This is a genomic window from Chryseobacterium sp. RR2-3-20, from assembly GCF_017808115.1.
In the GTDB taxonomy this organism is placed as follows: Bacteria; Bacteroidota; Bacteroidia; order Flavobacteriales; family Weeksellaceae; genus Chryseobacterium; species Chryseobacterium oryzae.
This window is the reverse complement of the sequence record NZ_JADQBD010000031.1, coordinates 1-23231: the sequence shown is the minus strand read 5'-3', so window position 1 is coordinate 23231 and position 23231 is coordinate 1. Positions and strand designations below refer to the sequence as shown.

18 protein-coding genes and 1 pseudogene are annotated in these 23231 nt (G+C 35.4%); 12 read left to right on the top strand and 7 right to left on the bottom strand.

All coding sequences use genetic code 11. The features are described from left to right. Position 1: 1 nt before the first annotated feature. The 6 genes from IV513_RS08780 to IV513_RS08755 form a co-directional block, all read right to left on the bottom strand. Positions 2-367 carry a response regulator transcription factor gene (locus IV513_RS08780; protein ID WP_209390201.1) on the bottom strand — a complete coding sequence of 122 codons (366 nt, stop codon included), beginning with the start codon at positions 365-367 and terminating at the stop codon, positions 2-4. Between the two features lie 12 nt (positions 368-379). After that, entirely contained in the window at positions 380-3058 is a 2679-nt protein-coding gene (locus tag IV513_RS08775; RefSeq protein ID WP_209390211.1) for an ATP-binding protein, read from the bottom strand. Positions 3059-3336: 278 nt separating this feature from the next. After that, positions 3337-3561, bottom strand: coding sequence for a DUF6814 family protein (locus IV513_RS08770; RefSeq protein ID WP_209390200.1), 225 nt, complete (start codon positions 3559-3561; stop codon positions 3337-3339). Positions 3562-3605: 44 nt separating this feature from the next. Further along, positions 3606-5186: an MFS transporter gene (locus IV513_RS08765; protein WP_209390199.1), complete on the bottom strand. Its 1581-nt coding sequence runs from the start codon at positions 5184-5186 to the stop codon at positions 3606-3608. Positions 5187-5222: 36 nt separating this feature from the next. After that, a complete protein-coding gene (locus IV513_RS08760) occupies positions 5223-6602 on the bottom strand; it encodes a porin (RefSeq protein WP_209390198.1) in 1380 nt (459 codons plus the stop codon). A gap of 114 nt (positions 6603-6716) precedes the next feature. Next, the gene (locus tag IV513_RS08755; protein ID WP_209390197.1) at positions 6717-7133 is read right to left on the bottom strand and encodes a helix-turn-helix domain-containing protein; all 417 of its coding nucleotides are present in this window, start codon (positions 7131-7133) and stop codon (positions 6717-6719) included. 160 nt (positions 7134-7293) lie between these two features. Between IV513_RS08755 and IV513_RS08750 the strand changes: the two genes are divergently transcribed. The 8 genes from IV513_RS08750 (at position 7294) to argH (ending at position 16119) form a co-directional block, all read left to right on the top strand. Further along, on the top strand, positions 7294-7893 hold the full coding sequence (locus tag IV513_RS08750) for a GNAT family N-acetyltransferase (RefSeq protein ID WP_209390196.1): 600 nt from the start codon (positions 7294-7296) through the stop codon (positions 7891-7893). Then, a complete protein-coding gene (locus IV513_RS08745; protein WP_209390195.1) occupies positions 7865-9052 on the top strand; it encodes an argininosuccinate synthase in 1188 nt (395 codons plus the stop codon). Before IV513_RS08750 ends, IV513_RS08745 begins: the two co-directional genes overlap by 29 nt. A gap of 155 nt (positions 9053-9207) precedes the next feature. Continuing rightward, positions 9208-10188 (top strand): N-acetyl-gamma-glutamyl-phosphate reductase, encoded by a 981-nt coding sequence (gene argC, locus IV513_RS08740; RefSeq protein ID WP_209390194.1) that lies wholly within the window; start codon positions 9208-9210, stop codon positions 10186-10188. A gap of 291 nt (positions 10189-10479) precedes the next feature. Further along, positions 10480-11619 (top strand): aspartate aminotransferase family protein, encoded by a 1140-nt coding sequence (locus IV513_RS08735; protein WP_209390193.1) that lies wholly within the window; start codon positions 10480-10482, stop codon positions 11617-11619. Positions 11620-11760: 141 nt separating this feature from the next. Continuing rightward, positions 11761-12720 carry an acetylornithine carbamoyltransferase gene (locus IV513_RS08730; RefSeq protein ID WP_209390192.1) on the top strand — a complete coding sequence of 320 codons (960 nt, stop codon included), beginning with the start codon at positions 11761-11763 and terminating at the stop codon, positions 12718-12720. A gap of 60 nt (positions 12721-12780) precedes the next feature. Next, positions 12781-13575: an acetylglutamate kinase gene (argB, locus tag IV513_RS08725; protein WP_209390191.1), complete on the top strand. Its 795-nt coding sequence runs from the start codon at positions 12781-12783 to the stop codon at positions 13573-13575. Then, on the top strand, positions 13550-14632 hold the full coding sequence (locus tag IV513_RS08720; protein WP_209390210.1) for a M20 family metallo-hydrolase: 1083 nt from the start codon (positions 13550-13552) through the stop codon (positions 14630-14632). Before argB ends, IV513_RS08720 begins: the two co-directional genes overlap by 26 nt. Positions 14633-14814: 182 nt before the next feature. Next, positions 14815-16119, top strand: a complete 1305-nt coding sequence (gene argH / locus IV513_RS08715) for an argininosuccinate lyase (protein WP_209390190.1) — start codon at positions 14815-14817, stop codon at positions 16117-16119. 65 nt (positions 16120-16184) lie between these two features. On the opposite strand, the gene IV513_RS08710 is transcribed toward argH, so the two are convergent. Beyond that, positions 16185-16646 carry an Lrp/AsnC family transcriptional regulator gene (locus IV513_RS08710; RefSeq protein ID WP_209390189.1) on the bottom strand — a complete coding sequence of 154 codons (462 nt, stop codon included), beginning with the start codon at positions 16644-16646 and terminating at the stop codon, positions 16185-16187. Between the two features lie 239 nt (positions 16647-16885). On the opposite strand from IV513_RS08710, the gene IV513_RS08705 reads away from it, so the two are divergent. The 4 genes and pseudogenes from IV513_RS08705 (at position 16886) to carB (ending at position 22618) form a co-directional block, all read left to right on the top strand. Next, on the top strand, positions 16886-17776 hold the full coding sequence (locus IV513_RS08705) for an aspartate carbamoyltransferase catalytic subunit (protein WP_209390188.1): 891 nt from the start codon (positions 16886-16888) through the stop codon (positions 17774-17776). 136 nt (positions 17777-17912) lie between these two features. Then, positions 17913-18986 carry a glutamine-hydrolyzing carbamoyl-phosphate synthase small subunit gene (carA, locus tag IV513_RS08700; protein ID WP_209390187.1) on the top strand — a complete coding sequence of 358 codons (1074 nt, stop codon included), beginning with the start codon at positions 17913-17915 and terminating at the stop codon, positions 18984-18986. Positions 18987-19026: 40 nt separating this feature from the next. Continuing rightward, positions 19027-19379, top strand: a pseudogene (locus IV513_RS08695) (four helix bundle protein). Positions 19380-19435: 56 nt separating this feature from the next. Further along, positions 19436-22618, top strand: a complete 3183-nt coding sequence (carB, locus tag IV513_RS08690) for a carbamoyl-phosphate synthase large subunit (protein ID WP_209390186.1) — start codon at positions 19436-19438, stop codon at positions 22616-22618. The last annotated feature ends 613 nt before the right edge of the window (positions 22619-23231 follow it).

Sequence of the window (23231 nt, the reverse complement as noted above, 5' to 3'; positions counted from 1 at the left end):
TTTAGGTATTAAGCAGTTCTTCAATTTGCTGAATTAGTTTTTTAATAGAGTAGGGTTTGGTAACGTAGGCGTCGGCTCCCATTTCAAGCCCTTTTTCTATGTCTTTGGGATTGTTTTTGGCACTCAGAAATAAAACTTTCGTATGTTCTAATGTGCTGTTTTTTTTAATTTCTTCCAAAGTGCTGTAACCATCAAGATTGGGCATCATAATATCTAACAATATGACATCAGGTTTTATCGTTTTTAAAAATTCTAACACTTCGGTTCCGTCTCTTGCAATGAAAACTTCATATCCTATTTTTTTGAAACTGTATTCCAAAGACATCAAAATTTTGTGTTCATCATCCGCAATTAATATCTTTTTCATTTCTTTTTTATTTTATCGTTCAACATCATTTTTTGGTAAAGAGATTGTAAAAGTAACTCCCAAACCGCTGTTTTCAGCTTTTATACTTCCTTTGTGAGCTTCAATTATTCTTTTGGAAATAGCCAATCCCAGACCGCTTCCTACAGGTTTTCTGATATTTTGGTTTTTAGACTGATAAAATTTATCGAAAATCATTTCCAGATCTTCTTCGGGAATATTTTTTCCTGTATTGAACATTTTGATAATGAGTCTATCGTATTTTTCAGAAAACTTTGTCTGAATAATGCCTTGTTCATCAGTAAATTTTAAAGCATTACCTAAAATATTCTGGAAGAGCTGAATCATTCTTGCTTCATCATATTCATAAAGGTAGTTGTTTAATAAATCGACCTCACTGATGTGAATAGATTTTTGCTGAATAAGATGCACAATAGGGTTAAGTGCTTTTTTGTAGGTTTCAATAATATTATTTTCCTGAATATTTAAAGCAATTTCACCATGCTGAAGTTTATCCAGGTACAAAATATCGTTGATGATTTCGCTTAACCGGTCAGATTCTGTAATAATATTGTTTAAAAATTCTTTTTTAATTTCTAACGGAATATCATCATCATCTGCAAGAATTTCTCCCGCAGAACGGATCGCTGTAATAGGCGTTCTGAGCTCGTGAGCTACAGAATCCAGAAAATCGTCTTTTTGACGGTCTTTTATAATTAAATTCTCATTGGCAGCCGTAAGATCTTTAGAAAGCTGCTTTAGCTGTTCAGATTTTTCGGTAAGTTTTTTATTGATTGATATATTTTCTTTGGATTCTTCCAGAATATTCAGAACTTCTTTCAGAGAAATTTTGTCTTCTTTGGTGACGCCATCAATTAAAATTTTGGCAGAAGCGGTTCCGATTCTTCCTGTTAAAAGATTTTCAGAGAACTTAATAAATCTGGAATCTGCTGTTTCAGCTTGCGAATCTATATTGTATTTGATATTAAAAATCCGCATTGCCTGTTCGGTTTTTTTCTTTCCTAAAAAACGTTCCAAAATGTTTTGAATATCAGAAACATACGCTTTTCCTCGCCAAATGTAAGCATCCTCGTGATTTTGGATATATTTATCTATATCTACATAGAGCTCTGCAAAATTTCTTTCGCGGTAATTTCCTTTCATGCTAACGGAAATTATGGTAAATAGAGCAGTGTTTATTAAAATCGACCAAAAGAATATTTCTGGAATTCTTGTAAGGAAATAAATGTCGAAAAACTCAAAAGCATTGTACATTTCTCTCAGCAATCCTTTCAATTCAGAATTGTAAGAAAAGTAATATTGAGGAATAATCAATCCGAAATAGCAGATTATTAATCCTGCGATTAATCCTATAATTGCTCCTTGATAACTTCCTCTACGCCAAAAAATTGCGCCAAAGAAAGAAGGTGCAAGCTGTGCAATAATAACAAATGATATAAAACCGACAGAATCTAAAGACGTTTTAAGAATAAAATATTTATAAAATGCAAACGCCAAAACAATTAGCCCAAATATGGAAAATTTACGGATATTGGTAATGTTTCGGGTGTTTTGTATTTCATTTTCTGCTTTAAATTTTCCTAATAAACCGTAAGGAATAATCAAATTATTAGAAAGCATAATAGATAGCGTAATTGCCGAAATAATAATCATAGAAATGGAAGAACTGAGCCCTCCCAAGAATACCAAAACGGTAATTAAAGTATTGTTAAAATACTGCGGAATCAGGATAGAATAGAATTCAGGATTTACATTCTGTCCTTCAAAAATAAGTCTTCCGCCCCATGCAATCGGGAAGATGAAAATGGTGAAAATCAGTAAATAAAGCGGTAGAAACCAAATGGCTGTTTTAATATGTTTTTCCTGTCTGTTTTCTACGATTGCCGTATGAAACTGTCTTGGTAAAAGGCAGATTGCCGTCCCGGAAATCATGCAAAGAACCATCCAGTTCATTGCTCCTTCAATTCCGTTAAATGTATTTTTAGATTTAAAATCTGAAAACTGACTTGCCTTTTGATATAGATCCGAAAACCCATCAAACACAAAATAAATAACAAATAATCCTAAAATGATGATAAAGAAGAGTTTAAGAAAGCTTTCTAATGCGATAGCGGAGATAATTCCTAATCGTTTTTCTGATGCATCTACGTATTTTGTTCCGTAATACGAAGAAAATACAGCAATTAATATTACAACAAAAGTGGCGTTATCGTTAAGGATGGTTTTAGATATTGCGGTTTCTGTTACGAGATGAAATGTTTCTGAAATCGCTCTGATTTGTAATCCGATATAAGGAATAACAGCAAAAATACAGACCAGAGTAATAATGGCACTGAAGCTTCTGCTGTTACCATACCGTAAAGAAATAAAATCTGCTAAACTACTGATTTTGTTAACTCTGGAGATTCTTACAATTCTTGTGTTGATGTATATCCACGCCGGGATAATAATTACAGGTCCAATATAAATCGGTAAATAATTGAGTCCGCTGGTGGCTGCAACTCCAATGCTTCCATAGTACGTCCATGCGGTACAATATACAGCGAGTGATAGCGCATAAATATACGGATTGTTTATCCAGAATTTACTCTTCTTCTTCTCTGCCAAATGGGCAACTAAGAACAAAAGTGCCAGATAAACTAAAACAACAATAAATAATGCGAAACTACTCATCATATTTTTTTACTATGAAAAGTGATATTAAAATAGAGATCATCCATACAGAAAAAATATAGATTAGAATTCGTGGAAAACCAAAAACTTCTTTTTCACTATTAAAAAGCAATGAAACGGGTATACCGAAACATATTAATAATCCTATACTTAGAATAATGAGTTTTTGCTCGTGACGTTTCTTCATTTTTTATGAATGATAATTTTCAGATATTTTAGAAAAGATAATTGATGAATAGACCGAAATCATTCATCAATTATCCTCTTTTATATATAATTTACTTGTCGTCAGAATATTCACCGGTTAAAGAATAATATCCGAAAATTGCCATTCCGCCGGAAACAATCGGAACCAATACGAATAGGATGATAATCCCGAATACAAGGTCTTCCTGCTTTCCTGAAGTGAGCTTCGGAACTCCCATTACTGTGATTCCCAGATACGCGACTGCAAGTGCTACTGCGATCCATACGATGCCTAATATTTTTTTTAATCCGTCCATTTTGTTAGATTTAAAATTAGTAATTTTTTTTGTGAAATGCTGTATTAATCGTGGATATTGCTGTTTTTATTTTTCAGATAAATTAATCCGATGATAAGACAGACCGCTGCCACTCCTATAGGGTACCAAAGACCTTCCAGATACCACGTTGGATGTCCTGCATCTTTACCTGTGGTAACAAGATAGGTTGCAACAGCAGGAAGTAAACCTCCAAAAACTCCGTTTCCGATATGATAAGGAAGAGACATTGAAGTGTAGCGAATTCTTACCGGGAACATTTCTACTAAAAATGCCGCAATAGGACCGTAAACCATCGTTACAAAAATAACCTGAATAAATACTAAAAATACCAATGACCATTTTGTACTGTCGTTTATTGTAATCGATTTTGAAACTTTTGCTTCTTCAGCTTTTCCGTCTGTCATTACTGGTCCGCTTGGTGACCAGTGTACAATACTGTCTTTTTTAGCCAAAGTGCCGTCTGTGTAAAGTGTTTCTTTATGGAAAGTAATTAAGCTGTCTGTAGCAATTTTATCATGAATTTTTGCGGTTCTTTTTTCAACTAAACCACTTTCTGCAACAGTTTTTGTTTTGAGATCTACACTTTTAAACATTTTATCATAAATAGGTCTGTAAGCCAGAATAGCGATCAGCATTCCCGTCATCATAATGGCTTTTCTTCCCACTTTATCAGAAAGCCAACCGAAGAAAACAAAAAATGGAGTTCCCAGAAGCAAAGCAGTTGCCATTAAATAATCTACCTGAATAGATTCTACATTCATTACCTTTTGAAGGAAGCTCATTGCGTAGAACTGACCTGTGTACCAAATCACACCCTGTCCCATAGCAGCTCCGAACAAAGCAAGCAAAACAAATTTGAAGTTGAACTTATTCCCGAAACTTTCTTTTAAAGGATTTTTAGATGTTTTTCCCTCACTTTTAGCCTTAGCAAAAAGCGGAGATTCTTTCATGTTTTTTCTGATGATGTAAGATACGCCCACCATTAAAATTGAAATCCAGAAAGGAACTCTCCATCCCCAGTTATCAAAACTCTCTGTAGAAAGTGAGCTTTTGGTCACCAAGATTACAATAAGCGAAATAAAAAGCCCTGCAGTAGCCGTAGTCTGGATCCATGAAGTCCAATAGCCTCTTCGGTTAGGCTGAGCGTATTCTGCGACATAAGTTGCAGCACCGCCATATTCTCCCCCTAAAGCCAAACCTTGTAAAAGTCTTAAAATTAAAACCAAAACAGGAGCCATAAATCCTATAGTTTCATATCCCGGGATACACCCAATTAAGAAAGTAGAGAACCCCATAATTAAAAGTGTTACCAAGAAAGTATATTTTCTACCGATAAGATCTCCCAGTCTTCCGAAAAACAAAGCTCCGAAAGGTCTAACTACAAATCCTGCGGCAAACGTCGCCAAGGTTGATAAGAAAGCGGCAGTTGGATTGTCTGCCGGAAAGAATTTTGTTGCCAAAACCACGGCCAGGCTTCCGAAAATATAAAAATCATACCATTCTATAAGTGTCCCGAGGGAAGAGGCAGTAATTACACTCCAGATGGTGCGGTTTTTCTGCTTATCTGTCATGTTTTGATAAGCATCATGATGTTGTTCGCTCATATTATTAGATTTTTTGTTATAAATTTTAATTATTTCTTATAAATAAACCTGAAGTTGAAGTATAAATTCTCCTTTAGATGTAGGGCTTTCGGTGGCACTTGTGTAGACTGGTCTTGTAGAATACTGTGTAGTAATTTTTGCATGATGACCATCTAAAAACCAGTTGGCTCCCACATCAAATTGTGATGATGGCTTATCTAAGGCATCAAAGTTTTTGTGTGTATAAGCTGCAAACGGCTGAATTCTTATTTTTGGTTTTTCTGCCTGGCTTGGTAATAACAAACCGGCTTGAGCATAGATTACATTTCCTGTCCCGATCATCGGCTGTAAATTACCGGGTCCTGCGATGGCTCTCTGACCTACGAAATTAGGATCGTTAGCTGCAATGTTCATCGTTCCTAGATTTCTCAGGTAATTCGGACCAAAATTATAGTTGAAATATCCCGCATAAGCAGAAATTGCCATCTTATTTTTTGCCTGTCCTAAAGGAATATCGGCAAAAGCATCTACAGAAAGTAAAGTAATGTCATGTTTTTCTATAGTAGAATTAACAGAAGTTCTGGTTCCCTGTGCCTGATGATAAAATCCGGCTCCAATATTGAAAACTTTTTTTGTTCCGAGATAAGAACCAACCTTGAAAGGTAAAAGATTAGATTCGCTGTCCAAAAACTGATATTCAAAATATCCGGCCTTAGACCAGTGGGGATTTCCGTTATTATCAACCGCTACCGCATTGGCACTATTGGTGGTGTTTACAGGTGTAAGATCTGTGGCAAATGGTTTGTTTAAACTCATTCTATATTCAAATTTACCGTATTTACCCTTTGCAAAAACTCCCATTTGTCTTGCAAACTGATCAGAATTATCTATTAAAGGCCAACTGAAAATAGGAGAATCTAACGTTAGGAAATTTAAAGTTGAAGTCATAGTCATTCGGGAAAGTCCCATGTAATAATGTAGACCACCTCCCAGAGTTAAGCTGAATTTACCTGCTTCACCCGGCATTAAGACTGCATATTCGTTCCAGGCGTCATGAAAAAAAAGTTGTGGTTTTTTTCCGTTTCCGTAACCGCCCGTTCCCGATGTCCCATTGGCTCCACCGTTGATGAAGGTCTGGTTGTTCACTCCGAAATGCGCTACAATCATATATCTTTTAGAAATCTGTGCGTAAGCCAACATACGCGCACGTCTGTTTCCTAAATTCCAAGTATTGTCTGTAGGCTCACCGCCCACCATACTTCCGGGATTCATTTGGGTGTTCCTTATCCAGAACTGATCCCAAAGAATGAATCTGACATATTTATTACCATCAGGATTAAGATTTATTTTTAAACCATTTCCGTACTCCGGAGATCCCTGTGAATATAAAGAACTGCTGATTAAAGCTAATCCAATAAAACTTAGTAATTTCTTCATAAATTATTAATTTTTTGGCTGTTATTTTGTGAAAGCCAAATTGTAATTAATAATTTGTTTGTGAAAATTTAATATATATTTATGCTTAATGTATAGTTATTATATATCCTTATATTATTTTTTAAATCTTTCCCATTTTATAAGCATATATTTATCTGCGAATTGAGTAATGATTAATCCTGAATTTTTTATGTTTTCTTCCTTACTCATATATTCTATTAACTCATTTTGTTTCAAAATTTTATATACAGGATGAAAATCAGAATGTGGAGGTCTTGTAATGTTGTATTTTTTAATCCATGAACTTATGGTAACATGAGAAACTCCTATAATTCTTTCAATCTCCCGGAAGCTTAAACCCTCAAGATAAAGTTGTAAGGCTTTTGTTACATAATAATCATCAATCTGTTTCCCAAGTTTTTTTACGGTAAAGAAGTAATTACAATCTTTACAGTTAAATCTCTGTTTTTCATTAACAATTCCACTTTTTACAATCTTATTTCCATTACATTTAGGGCAGATATTTTCCATAAATATATAATTTTAGCAAATGTATAATAATTTAGCAAAATATTAAATTAACTTAAAGATAAAATTACCTGTTTATTAACTTAATTCAATAAAAATATCTTTTTAATTTGTTTTTCAAAGTAATAATATTTTAAATTTGCCAAAAAATTTAGATAAATAAATGGAAATAGAAGTTTCCTCAGTTATGCATTTAATGTATGTGAGTGAAATACAACAGGAAATGTACGATTCTGCTCAGCGCAGAGGGACGGGTATAGCAAAACGTTCCATAGAATATTTGAGTAAGAAAATACTGGAAGGTAATGCGGTAATTGCTTCCGAAAATGGTGAATGGGTAGGATTCTGCTATATAGAAACCTGGTCTCACCGTCAGTTTGTTGCCAATTCCGGACTTATTGTTTCGCCAAAATTCAGAGAAAGGGGAGCGGCAACGCTTATTAAGGAAAGGGTATTTCAGTTATCCCGGGAAAAATACCCCAATGCTAAAATTTTTGGCTTAACTACAGGATTGGCAGTAATGAAAATTAACAGCGATTTAGGCTATAAACCTGTAATTTATTCTGAGCTCACTCAGGATGAAGAATTCTGGAACAGCTGTAAAAATTGCGTTAATTACGAAATTTTAATGAAAAAAGAACGGAAAAACTGTTTATGCACCGCAATGTTATTCGTTCCTGAAAAAAATCAAAATAAAGAAGCTGCTGTTTCGCAGTCGGAAATCAAATTAAATAATGACAAAGAAAGTAGTATTAGCATTTAGTGGAGGTTTAGATACTTCTTACTGTGCAAAGTATCTGAGTGAAGTATTGGGTTATGAGGTTTACGCCGTTACTGTAAATACAGGAGGGTTTAGTAAAGATGAAGAAAAGGAATTAGAGAAAAGAGCTCTGAAACTTGGCGTGAAAGAATACTGGTGCGTAGATGCGCAGCAAGATTATTACAATTCTTGTGTAAAATATTTAATTTTCGGCAATATTCTTAAAAATAACACATATCCTTTGTCAGTAAGTGCAGAACGTACAATTCAGGCTCAGGAAATTGCAAAATTTGCTGACAAAATTGGTGCAGATGCTATTGCCCACGGAAGTACAGGAGCAGGAAATGATCAGGTTCGTTTTGACTTGATTTTTCAGGTAATGTGCCCCAGTGTAGAAATTATCACCCCGATTCGGGATCAGTCTTTATCCCGGGAAGAAGAAATTGAATTTCTTAAAAACTACGGATACGAAACAGATTTCCAGAAAGCACAATACTCTGTAAACAAAGGACTTTGGGGGACTTCTGTAGGCGGAAAAGAAACTTTAACTTCAAGAAATTATCTTCCGGAAGAAGCTTTTCCTTCTCAAATCGAAAAAAGTGAGCCTTCAGAACTTGAAATTGAGTTTAAAAACGGAGAAATTACTGCCGTAAACGGAGAACATTTTGAACATCCGGTATCTGCCATCCAGAAAATTGAAAAATTAGCTTCGGTTTACGGGATCGGTCGAGATATTCACGTAGGAGATACAATTGTGGGTATTAAAGGAAGAGTCGGTTTCGAAGCTGCGGCGGCTTTAGTCATCATTAAAGCACATCATTTGCTGGAAAAACATACCCTTTCGAAATATCAGCAGATGATGAAATCCCAACTATCAGATTGGTACGGAAACTGGCTTCACGAGGCACTTTTCTTAGATCCGGTAATGAGAAATATAGAATCTTTCCTGGAAGATTCTCAAAAAAACGTTAGCGGAAAAGTATTTGTAACCCTTCATCCATACAGGTTTATTTTAAACGGAATTGAGTCAGACCACGATCTAATGTCAGACAAATTCGGAAGTTATGGCGAGGCCAACAGAGCGTGGACAGGCGATGATGTGAAAGGCTACACAAAAATACTCAGCAATTCATTAAACATATACCACCAGATTAATAAATAAGATTTGGGCAGCTTTATCCGCCTTCCGCTGCCAATCTTTAGCTCGTCGTTCCTCCTCGCAAAAGGATTTCCGCTCAAGTCGGGCTGCAAAAAAGTTTAAAAAAGACGGAGTAAAGCAGGAAAGAAAAATCCTGTAAAAAATAATTTTTCTAAACAATGGTTAATCATCAAAAAATAAAAACAGCAGGAATTATAGGCGCCAATGGTTATACGGGAAGCGAGTTGGTTCGTCTGCTGGCTTATCATCCTCACGTTACTATACATTTTTTGTATAGCAGATCCCATTCGGGTAAAAAAATTTCAGATATATATCCGGATTTAGAATCGGTTTGCGAAATGGTTTTAACAGATACCTTTCAGGACGTAGACATTCTTTTTCTGTGTCTTCCGCATAAAGAAAGTGTTCATTGGCTTACCCAGAATCCTGTAAAGGAAGAAACCCTGATTATTGATCTCGGAAATGATTTTCGCCTGAACGGAAATTTCAGCAACAGAAAATTTATCTACGGTCTCCCGGAAATCAACAAAAAACAACTGATTGGTGCTAAAAGTATCGCCAATCCCGGCTGTTTTGCCACGGCAATCCAGTTGGCATTACTTCCATTAGCTCAAAAAGGTCTTTTGACTGAGGTTTATACCACAGGAATTACGGGCTCTACAGGAGCCGGACAGTCTTTACAGCTAACCACACATTTTACATGGAGAAATGATAACATTTCAGCATACAAAACTTTAACGCATCAGCATGTAGACGAGATTTTGCAGCAACTTTTAACGTTTAACAACTATGAAATTAGCCTGAATTTTGTCCCATGGAGAGGAGATTTTGCAAGAGGAATTTTTACCAGTTCAACCATCAAGACAGATTTAGAATTATCAGAATTGCAAGGTATATTTCAGGATTTTTTTAAAGACCAGCCATTTGTAACCATCAGCGAAAAACCTGTTGATTTAAAGCAGGTCATTAACACGAATCGCTGTGTTATTCAGATTGAAAAAAACAAAAATTTTGCCGTAATACACTCCACAATAGATAATCTGCTGAAAGGAGCTTCCGGACAGGCCGTTCAGAATATGAATATTGCTATGGGTTGGGAAGAAAATATAGGATTAAACCTAAAACCCATTGCGTTTTAATATCAATAAGCTACAAGTTAATGGTGAATTGTAAAAGCTCGAATTAAAATGACATAGGAAAATGGAGCGTTAAAAAAATTAAAATTTAATCCGTTAAGAAATTCCTATTGTTTGAGCACGAGATAAATTTTCAACCGAAGAACAAATCTTTAATTCGTGCGAGTTTTGGGAATTTTAGGATTTAATTTAAATTTTTAGCGGAAGTTTCCTAGTCTTGAATTTTTGTTTCTTTTGTTTCAAGACAAAAGATAATATTACAGATGAAGTTATCAACCAACAATAATCAAAAACATGAATTTATTCAACGTATATCCATTATTCAACATAAATCCTGTAAAAGCTCAGGGATCATTTCTTTGGGATGATAAAGGAGAAAAATATCTTGATTTCTATGGTGGTCATGCCGTTATTTCCATTGGGCACAATCATCCGCATTATCAAAGCAGATTAAAAGAGCAGCTGGATAAAATTTCGTTCTATTCAAACTCGGTTCAAAATGCGCTGCAAACCGAATTAGCAGAAAAATTAGGAAAACTTTCAGGTCTGGAAGATTACAATTTATTTTTATGCAATTCTGGAGCTGAAGCCAACGAAAATGCTTTGAAGCTCGCTTCCTTTCACAATGGTAAGAAAAAAGTTCTTTATTTTTCAGGTTCATTTCATGGGAGAACATCCGCAGCCGTTTCGGTGACCGACAATCCAAAAATTGTTGCTCCGGTAAACTATGACGAAAGATTTATTAAATCGGAATGGAATGATATTGAGCAGCTTGAAAAGGTTTTTGAAAAACAAGGGAACGAAATTTCATCTGTAATTATTGAAGGAATTCAGGGAGTTGCCGGAATTATGATTCCCACAGCCGAATTTTTAAGCAAAATAAAAGAGTTCTGCGAAAAACATAATGCAGTTTTAATTTTGGATGAAGTACAGTCGGGGTACGGCAGAAGCGGTTATTTCTTTGCACATCAGGAGTTTGGAGTTGAGGCAGACATTATTACCACAGCAAAAGGCATGGGGAATGGTTTTCCTATTGGCGGGGTTTTAATTCATCCTAAATTTCAGGCGAGCAATGGTTTGCTGGGAACTACTTTTGGCGGAAATCATCTGGCGTGCGTTGCCGCAATTGCAGTTTTGGATGTAATGAAAGATGAAAATCTTCTCGAAAACTCTAAGAAAATGGGTGAGTATATTGAAAATGAAATTAAAGATTTTCCACACATTAAAAATATCAGGAGAAAAGGACTGATGATGGGAATTGAATTAAATAGAAATTGCGCAGAAGTACGAAACAGCCTGTTGTACAATCATCATATTTTTACCGGAAATGCCAGTGATAATAGGGTTTTGAGGATTCTTCCGGCACTTAACATAAAAAAAGAAGAAACTGATTTATTTATTGGTGCTTTAAAAACTGTTTTACAAAATCTTTAATTAATCATAAAAATCAAAAGGCACAAAAACTTTTTAAAACTTACATTAACTTTTATTTATTATAATTTTTTGTGATAAAACAAATCAATTCAAAATGAAATGGATATTCCATTTGTCCATTGAAAAAATAAAAATTCTCAAATGAAAAAATTCACCTCTGTAAGTGATGTTGAAAACTTGCAGGAAATCATAAAAAAAGCCCTAAAAATTAAAGAAAATCCACATTCTGAACCCGAAAAGGGAAAAGGGAAAACCATTGGACTTGTATTTTTAAATTCAAGTCTGAGAACGCGTTTAAGCAGCCAGATTGCGGCTCAGAATCTAGGATTAAATGTTTTGACTTTAAATGCCGCTCAGGAAGCCTGGAATTTAGAATTTGCAGATGGCTCGGTAATGAATGGAGACACCGTAGAACATACAAAAGATGCCATTGAGGTGCTGAATCAGTATTGCGATATCATTGCAGTAAGATGCTTTGCCGGGCTTAAAAATAAGGAAGATGATGTGAATGAAAGTATTCTGAGTCAGTTTGAACGTTACGCCAAAGTTCCGGTTATTTCGTTGGAATCTGCAACACGTCATCCTTTACAGAGTTTGGCAGACTGCATCACTATTACAGAAAACTGGCAAGAAAAGCGTAAGCCAAAAGTGGTTTTAACATGGGCTCCACACATTAAACCGATTGCTCATGCCGTAGGAAATTCTTTTACTGAATGGATGCAGCAAATGGATGTAGATTTTGTAATTACTAATCCGGAAGGGTATGATTTGGATAAAAACTTCACTAAAGATATAAAGGTAATTCATAATCAGGATGAAGCATTGAAAGATGCAGATTTTATTTATGTAAAAAACTGGTCGTCTTTTGATGATTATGCGGAAATGCCCGAAGTAAAAGAAAGCTGGATGCTTACGAATGAAAAACTGAAAAATACCAATCAGGCAAAAGTAATGCACTGTCTTCCGGTTCGTAGAAATGTTGAACTGAGTGATGAAGTGATGGATGGTGAAAATTCTATCATTTATCAGCAGGCAAAAAACCGCATTTTTTCTGCACAGGCAGTTTTTTCTGAAATTTTAGATGAAATGAGTTCTAATTAACAAAAAGTCCCTAAAAAACAACTTAAATATAGGATGAAATCCTATGAAAATGTATAAAAGATGAAAGAAAAATTATACATCATAAAAATTGGCGGAGCTTTAATTGATGATGAAAGCTTGTTGGAACAATTTCTTGATCAGTTTTCTGAAATTCAGGAGAAAAAAATCCTTGTACATGGCGGCGGAAAACTGGCAACTACTTTAGCCGATAAATTAGGAATAGAGCAGAAGCTTGTGAACGGAAGAAGAATTACCGATAAAGATACATTAGACGTAGTAGCGATGGTATATGCGGGAAGTATCAACAAAAATATTGTTGCTAAACTTCAGCAGAAAAAGTGCAAAGCCATTGGATTTTCCGGAGCTGATGCCAATCTCATTAAAGCCACGAAAAGGGAAGATTCCGAAATAGATTTTGGATTTGTAGGAGACATCAATGAAAAAAGCATCAATAAAAAACTTATTTCAAAATTGTTAAAGCTTAAATTGGTTCCTGTATTTTCAGCGATTACTCATGATAAAAAGGGGCATCTTTTTAATACCAATGCAGATACCATTGCTTCGGTTATTGCTCAGGCTTTATCGGCTAAATATGATGTAGAATTGCTGTACTGTTTTGATAAAGAAGGCGTTTTGGAAGATGTAAACCAGTCTGAATCTCTTATTAAACGTATTTCTGAAGAAGATTTTTTTCAGCTGAAAGAAGATAATAAGCTGCATAAAGGCATCCTTCCCAAGCTAGAAAATGCTTTAGAAGCAGTAAAAAATAAAGTAAATAACGTTTTTTTAATCAAAGAAACCAAACTGAAAAACCATATAGAAAATCATGATGCAGGAACAGAAATCTGTATATAATAAAGAAGAATTACTGAATAATGCCGTAGAACTGCTGAAAAAACTGATAGAAATTCCGTCATTCAGCAAAGATGAATATAATACTTCCGTAGAAATAGAGAATTTTTTTAAGAAACATCAAATCCCTGCCAAACGTTTCAAAAACAATATTTGGGCAGTCAATAAAAATTTTGATGTTTTTAAGCCCTCTATTTTACTCAATACCCATCACGATACCGTAAAACCTAATAAAGCATATACTTTAGACCCTTTTGTACCGCTTGAAAAAGAAGGAAAATTGTTTGGTCTCGGAAGTAATGATGCCGGAGCTTCTCTGGTTTCTCTGGCTCAGGTTTTTCTAAATTTTTATGATAAAGAAGACCTGAAATATAATCTGATAATAGCTTTAACGGCAGAGGAAGAAATTTCGGGGTTAGATGGCATTGAGGCTCTGTTTCCGCAATTACCCAATATTACACTTGCCATCGTTGGAGAGCCTACACAGATGAATCTTGCCATTGCAGAAAAAGGCCTGCTCGTTATTGACGGTGAAATGAAAGGCACGCCTTCTCACGCAGCACATCCGAACAGCGATAATTCTATTGTAAAATGTATGGAAGATCTTCAGCATATTCTGAATTTCAGGTTTCCGAAGATTTCAGATTATTTGGGTGAAGTTAAAGTTACACTGTCAGGAATTCACGCCGGAGTTCAGCATAATGTAGTTCCGGAATCCTGCAGTTTTACACTTGATGTAAGAGTTACCGATGAATATTCTAATCAGGAAGTATTTGAAATCATCCAGTCTCAGATGAAATCTGTTTTAACCGCAAGATCTTTCAGGTTAAATTCTTCGAAAATTGAAAGGAATCACCCGTTTGTACAAGCTGGTTTGGAGATTGGTAGGACAACTTACGGTTCACCAACATCATCCGATCAGGCAATTATTCCTTGCACATCTGTAAAGCTTGGTCCCGGCGACAGTACACGTTCTCATACCGCAGATGAATTTATTTACATCCAAGAAATTGAAGAGGGAATTGAGATTTATATCAAGATTTTGGAGAAGGTTTTATAGGCTAGAAGCGGGGAGTTTGAAGTTTTGAAGTGCGAAAATATTGACTTAGGAAACAGAGGCGTTAAGAAAATTGAAATTTAATTCATTCATCGGAATGACAAAATCAAATTAATAAAGCAAGATAAAGCAGATGGTAGTAAATTTCCAGTACCCACTTTCATCTTTCAAAAAAAAGAATTTTTATGAAAAAAATATGGCAAAAAGACGATAATGCCACCAATATATTAGTTAACAAATTTACGGTAGGCAAAGATCTGGATTTTGATGAACGATTGGCAAAATATGATGTAAAAGGATCTATGGCACACGGTAAAATGCTCGCAGAAGTCGGGATTATTTCTCATGAAGAATCTGAACAGATCATAGCGGTTCTGAAAGGAATTTTAAACAAAATAGAATCAGGAAGTTTTGTTATAGATAAAAATGCAGAAGATATTCATTCCCAAATAGAATCTGTTTTAATTGAACAATTGGGCGATACCGGAAAAAAAATCCATACTGCAAGATCCAGAAACGATCAGGTTTTATTGGATATTAAACTCTACTTATTAGACGAAATTCGGGAAATCACCACTTTAACGGACGATTTTTTTCAGCAGTTGATCAGACTAGCAGAGCAGTACAATCATGTTTTACTACCGGGATATACGCATTTTCAGATTGCAATGCCTTCATCATTCGGATTATGGTTTAGTGCTTACGCAGAAGCTTTATCGGATGATCTGGAAATACTATTGTCAGTAAAAAATATCATCAATAAGAATCCTTTGGGTTCAGCGGCGGGTTATGGATCTTCTTTTCCTATCAACCGTGAAAGCACAACTACAAGTTTAGGCTTTCAATCCATGAATTACAATTCGATTTACGCCCAAATGACCCGTGGAAAATCTGAAAAAATGCTGGCAATGGCAATGGCAGCTTTAGCAGGAACTTTGGCGAAGTTTTCTTATGATATTTGCCTTTATCTCAGTCAGAATTTTGATTTTATCAGTTTTCCGAAAGAGTTTACCACCGGAAGCAGCATTATGCCCCATAAAAAAAACCCGGATATTTTCGAACTGGTGCGTGCACGATGCAACAGAATACAGGCTCTTCCCAACGAGTTTATGCTTTTAACGGGCAATCTTCCATCAGGCTATCATCGTGATATGCAGCTTACGAAAGAAATTCTTTTCCCTGCTATTGATTCCTTAAAAGAATGTTTAGAGATTTTAAACTATACATTGCCAAATATTCAGGTGAAAGAGAGGATTTTGGAAGATGAAAAGTATCAGTACCTTTTCAGTGTAGAAAAAATTAATGAAGAAGTAAAAAACGGAAGTTCATTCCGTGATGCTTATGTAAAAGTAGGGCAGGAGATTGAAAATAATGTGTTTAATTTTAAAGCAGGCAATTTGGACCACACTCATCAGGGAAGCATTGGAAATCTTTGTCTGGATAAAATAGAATATCAGTTTAATAAACTGAAAAACAAATTGTTGGGATAAGGGTTTTAACCTAAAACTTTATGTGCTTAGTGAAGTCGAATCATCTATAATGTTTTAAAAAAAATTTAATCCAAATCAATCTTAAACTTCGTAGATTTCTTCACCTCATGCAACACAATTGAACTGTGATATTGCCCTATATTAGGAATGTTTGAAATAACATTTACCGTAAAATTATTATAAGAATTGATGTCTTTGGCGATAATTTTGAGCATATAATCATATTCCCCCGAAAGACTGATAACTTCTTGAACTTCATCATGCTGCATGATATTTTTCTCGAAGGTTTCCAATACTTTTTTAGATTGTTCTTTCAAACGTACATTACAGTAAACAACAATATTTAAACCCAGTTTTTCACGGTTAAGAAGACCTACATATTTCTCAATAATTCCATTTTTTTCCAGCTGCTTAATTCGCTCATACGTTGGTGTAAAGGTAAGACCAATCTTTTCTGAAATTTCTTTTACAGAATAGGTTGAATCTTCCTGAATAATGCTGAGAATCATTTTGTCTTTTAAATCCATATAAATCTGAGTTGGAAACAAAAATAAGATTTATAAATCAAAATAAAGAGAGATTAATGTTTTTTAATGAAATCTTGTTTCTGTTTTGTAAATCTGTAAAATTGTTATATCTTTGCACCGAATGAATAACACTGTATTTATATCATTAGAATTACCGGGCGAAGACGCCCTTTACGATATTTATTTATTTTAAGCGAAGATGTTTCTTCGCTTTTTTTATGTTCAAAAATTAAGATATTATGTTTACGATTACCGAACTAAGTACAGAAAGGATTAATAAAATACTAACCGAGGCACTCAGTTTTGCCAACGGAAAAACTTCAAAAATTGAAGGCGAAGTTTTCTGTTCAAATCTTTTCTTTGAAGACAGCACAAGAACAAAAACCAGTTTTGATATTGTTGAAAGAAAATTAGGCTTGCAGGTTGTTCCTTTCGATGCATCACACAGTTCTGTAAATAAAGGTGAAAGCCTGTATGATACCGTAAAAACCTTAGAAAGTATTGGGGTGAATCTGGTAGTTATAAGAGATAAAAAAGACAGGTATTTTGATGAGCTTGAAAATATAAATATCCCGATCATCAATGGAGGCGACGGAACCGGCAATCATCCTTCGCAATGTATGCTGGATCTGCTTACCATTTATCAGGAATTCGGGAAATTTGAAGGATTAAAAGTAGGAATCGTAGGAGATGTGAAGCACAGTCGCGTAGCCAATTCTAATGCCGAAGCTTTAAGAAGATTGGGTGCAAAAGTATATTTTTCCGGTCCGGAACAATGGTTTGACGAAGGTGCTCTTATTAATGGTACTTATTTGAATGTTGATGAACTGATTAAAGAAGTAGATGTTTTGATGTTGCTTAGAATTCAGCACGAAAGACACGATTCTAAAATGAGTTTCTCCGCATCGGAATATCATAAAAAATATGGTTTGACGAAAGAAAGAGAAAAATCAATGAAAAAAGAAGCCATCATTATGCATCCCGCACCCATCAACCGAGGAGTAGAAATTGATACCGATTTGGTAGAATGTGACCGTTCAAGGGTTTTCAGGCAAATGCAGAACGGCGTTTTTGCAAGAATGGCAATTTTAAAGGAAGCTTTGGAGAAAGTAGGGCATACTTTTAAGTAAAAAGTGGGCTGAGATTCCCCTCCTCTGGAGGGGTGGCAAAATTCAAAGAATTTTGACGGGGTGGTCTAACAAAAAAATACTATAAAGCAACCCCAATTTAATTAAGAACAAAATAATTAAGAGATAAAAGTTAAAAATGAAGAAAAAATTAATACTGGAGTCCGGTGAAGTGTTTCACGGAGAAGGTTTCGGAGCAGAATTGGAAACCGCAGGAGAAGTGGTTTTCAATACCGGAATGACAGGGTATCAGGAACTGATCTCTGACCCGTCTTACTGCGGTCAGATTGTTTGCATGACCTATCCGCTTATCGGAAACTATGGCATTAATAGAGATGATTATGAGAGTATTGAGCCGGCAATTAAAGGTCTTATTGTAAAAGAACTTTGTGATCTTCCTTCCAACTTCCGCACTCAGATTACTTTAGATGAACTGTTTAAAAAGAAAAATCTTTCAGGTATTTCAGGAATTGATACCCGAAGACTCACAAGAATTCTGCGTAATTACGGTGTCGTGAAAGGAAAAATCGTAAACGCTGATGCAGACGAAAGCACAGTAGTTTCAGAATTAAAATCATCAAACTTTCCTACCAATCAGGTAGAGCAGGTTTCTACTAAAACGCCTTATGCAAATCCCGGGAGAGGTCTTAAAGTTGTACTTGTAGATTTCGGATCCAAATTAGGGATAATCAGAGAATTATCTCAGAGAAATTGTGATATTACCGTTGTTTCTCAGGATGTTACTGCAGAAGAAATTCTGCTGATGAATCCGGACGGAGTAATGCTTTCAAACGGTCCAGGAGATCCTGAAGATAACCAACACGCTCTTGAAATGATCAGAGGGATTTTAGGAAAAGTCCCTATTTTCGGTATTTGCTTAGGACATCAGCTTATCGGTTTGGCTTGCGGAGCAAAAACTTTTAAATTAAAATTCGGTCACAGAGGAGGAAACCATCCTGTTTTAGATTTAGAGAAAAATACTGTGGCTATTACTTCTCAAAATCACGGATATGCTGTAGATCAGGAAAGCCTTAAAGCAACAGATTTAATTGAAACCCATATCGCATTGAATGACAGAACAAACGAAGGTCTTAAACACAAAATTTATCCTTGTTTCTCCGTTCAGTATCACCCGGAAGCAAGCCCAGGTCCAGAAGATGCGAATTATTTATTTGATGAGTTTATTGAATTAATGGAAGGTTTTAAGAAGTAATTAGATTTCAGACATTAGACATCAGATAATAGACTTTACAATGCATAATTTTGAGAAATTATTATTTTGGCAGAAATCAATAGAACTTGCAAAAAAAGTCTATATAATTTGTGCTGAGTTACCTAAAGATAAAAAATTTAGTTTAATTTCTCAAATTAAATGGAGTGTAATTCAATTCCGTCAAATTTTGCAGAAGGAGCAGGAAGAAATAATGACAGAGAATTTTATCATTTTTTAGGTATTGCAAATGCTTCCTCTTTTGAATTACAGACACAATTAATTCTGACAAGAGAATTAAATTTACTAAATGCAGAAAAAGTCAATAGTCTAATATCAGATCTTAATGAAATTCAAAAAATGATTTATTCATTTAAATCTAATCTAAAAAAGTAAAATACACCGCTGGAAAGTCTGAAATCTGACATCTAGCATCTCATATCAAAATTAAAATGGCAAAACGTACAGATATAAAAACAATTTTAGTAATCGGTTCAGGACCTATCATTATTGGTCAGGCGGCAGAATTTGATTACGCAGGAACTCAGGCTTGTTTGTCTTTGAAAGAAGAAGGCTACAAGGTAATTTTGATCAATTCAAATCCTGCAACGATTATGACGGATGTGGAAATTGCAGATAAGGTTTATATAGAACCAATTTCGCTGCAATTTGTAAGTCACATCATCAGAAAAGAACGACCTGACGCACTTTTACCAACTCTTGGCGGACAAACTGGTCTCAATATGGCGGTAGAACTTGAGAAATCAGGAATTCTTGAAGAATGTAAAGTGGAAGTATTGGGAACCAAACTTTCAGCCATCAACAGAGCGGAAGACAGAGATTTGTTCCGTGAACTGATGAGAGAATTAAACGAGCCTGTACCCGAGTCAGATATTGTAAATACGGTGGAAGGAGCAATTCGTTTTGCGGATGAAATTGGCTACCCGGTTATTGTGCGTCCTGCATTTACGATGGGTGGAACTGGCGGTGGTATCGCTGCCACTGAAGCTGAATTGAAAGAAATTGCAGAATTAGGCTTAAAATACAGCCCTGTTACCCAATGTCTTATTGAAAAATCAATCGCAGGTTTCAAAGAAATTGAATATGAAGTAATGCGTGATGCCAACGACAACGCCATTGTGGTTTGTAACATGGAAAATATAGATCCGGTAGGCGTTCACACAGGAGATTCTATCGTTGTGGCACCTTCACAAACGCTTTCAGATAGAGAATATCAGCTTTTGAGAAATGCTTCACTAAAAATCATCAGAGCATTAGGAATTGAAGGAGGTTGTAATGTTCAGTTGGCTTTAGACCCACATTCTTTCGATTATTATATTATTGAAGTAAACCCGAGAGTTTCCCGTTCATCAGCATTAGCATCCAAAGCAACAGGGTATCCTATTGCTAAAATTGCTGCAAAAATCGCTGTGGGATTAACACTGGATGAAATTATGAATCCGGTTACCGGAAAGACTTATGCTTGTTTTGAACCGGCTTTGGATTACGTGGTAACTAAATTCCCTAGATTCCCTTTCGATAAATTTGAAACTGCAGACAGAAGATTATCAACCCAGATGAAAGCGACGGGCGAGGTAATGGCAATCGGAAGAAACTTTGAAGAATCTTTACAGAAAGCCATCCGTTCACTAGAAACCGGCATCAGACATATTGGTTTAAAAACAAAACAGGCCGAAGCTTTAACTGCTGAAGAAATCGAAAGAAGAATCAGAGTTTGCGATGACGAAAGATTATTCATCATTGGTGATGCTTTGCGAAGAGGTTACAGCTGGGAACAGATTGTAGAATGGAGTAAAATAGATAAGTTTTTCATCTGGAAAATCAAAAAACTGATTGATTTTGAAAAAACAATTGCCGAAAACAAATTCAGTAAAGAAATACTTACAGAAGCTAAAAAATTGGGCTTTGCAGATGTAAATATTGCTCATCTCTGGGAAGTTTCTCAGCGTGAAGTGTACAATTTCAGAAAAGAAAACGGAATAGTTCCTGTATATAAAATGGTAGATACCTGTGCCGCTGAATTCGAATCTGAAACCCCATATTTCTACGGAACTTACGAAGAAGAAAACGAAAGTGTGGTTTCCGATAAAGAAAAAATCATCGTTTTGGGTTCAGGACCTATCAGAATCGGGCAGGGGGTTGAGTTTGATTATGCAACGGTTCACTCCGTTTGGGCGATCAAAGAAATGGGTTACGAAGCGATCATTATCAATAATAACCCTGAAACAGTTTCTACAGACTTCTCAATTTCAGATAAATTATACTTTGAGCCTTTAACGGAAGAAGATGTAATGAATATCATCGACCTCGAAAAACCAAAAGGTGTTGTAGTACAGTTTGGCGGACAAACCGCAATCAATCTGGCAGATAAATTAGCGGCTTACGGTGTTCAGATTTTGGGAACTTCTCTGGAAGATTTAGACAGAGCCGAAAACAGAGATAAGTTTGAAAAAGCCCTTCAGGAATTGGGTATTCCACAACCTTTAGGCAAAACTTCAACTTCGAAAGAAGAAGCTATTGTTATCGCTAATGAAATTGGCTATCCGGTGCTGGTTCGTCCAAGTTATGTTTTGGGCGGAAGAGCCATGGAAATTGTGTACACCGAAGCAGAACTCGCTCATTACATGGAGTTTGCAGTAGATGCAAGCCCGGAACATCCTGTGTTGGTAGACCGGTATATTACAGGGAAAGAAGTGGAAGTAGATGCTATCTGTGATGGTGAAACGGTGATTATTCCAGGGATTATGGAGCATATTGAAAGAGCGGGAGTTCACTCCGGAGATTCTATTGCCGTATATCCTCCTCAAAATGTTTCTCAGAAAGAAATAGATACTTTGGTAGATTATACTCAAAGACTGGCGAAAGGTTTAAATGTAATTGGTTTGATGAACATTCAGTACGTTCTTTTTGAAGGAAATGTTTATGTGATTGAAGTAAACCCACGTTCATCCAGAACCGTTCCTTTCTTATCTAAAATTACCGATGTTCCAATGGCAAACTTGGCTACAAAAGCAATTTTAGGTCAAAAACTGACAGATTTAGGATACAAAAACGGATTGGTTCCCAATAAAGAAGGTGTTTTCGTAAAAGTTCCGGTATTTTCTTTCTCAAAACTAACAAAAGTGGATATCTCTTTAGGCCCTGAAATGAAATCTACAGGAGAAGTAATGGGGAAAGATACAACTCTGGAAAAAGCTTTGTATAAAGGCTTGGTTGCAGCAGGAAGAAAAGTGCCGATGCATGGTTCAATTTTATTTACTGTAGCAGATAAGCACAAGCAGGAAGCGGCAGATTTGGCATCAAGATTCCATGAAGTTGGCTTTAGAATCTGGGCAACAGAAGGTACAGCCAAATTCTTTGAAGAGCAGGGAATTCCTTGTAAAATTGGTTACAAAATAGGAGAGGAAGATGTGAACCTGATCGACTTAATCCAAAAAGGAAAAGTACAATATGTGGTCAATACCATGACGAAAGGAAAACAGTCTGAGAGAGACGGTTTCCAGATCAGAAGAATGAGTGTGGAAAATGGTGTACCTTGTTTAACATCAATGGATACGGTTGAAGCAATTCTTAAAGTTATTGAAAGTATGAGCTTTAAGATGGAAACGATGTAGTTTTCAGTTTAAAATATATTTAAAACGCATCTTTTTAAGGTGCGTTTTTTTATTCAATAAAGGATAATATACAATGGGAGCTGTAAGGCATTGTATGAGCGTATCAAAGGGAAGGGCAAGAGTGGCAAAGTAGGGATGATAGCGGTATGCAACAAACTTTTGAAACAGAGTTTCGGGGTATTGAAATCTGGGCAACCGTATAGTGAAAATTTTTCGTTAAAAACGGTATAGAAAATTTGTTTGTTACCATAGTTCTATGTTAGCTGCAGTATTTTTTTAATTAGGTAGAATTTTAACAGGATTTGAGTAAGTCAATTCTCCATTTTTAGGATTGAACTTTATGATATTAGAAAGTGAAGTATTATTTTTTAAATTGTAATGCCACTTTTCGGTTTTGTTTTCTAAATTTATTACGATTAATTCATCGACGCTTCTTATTTAATATCCGATTGAAGATAAAATTTGTACTTTATTGTTTGGAAAGTGACCAATAAATAAATATGAATTATTATAAATCAATACTGTCCTAAATAAAAATTATTAAAAATAGAAACAGCCTAAATACCTATTTTACATTTAGCTTTACATTTAATTTCAAAAAAGAACCCCTTGA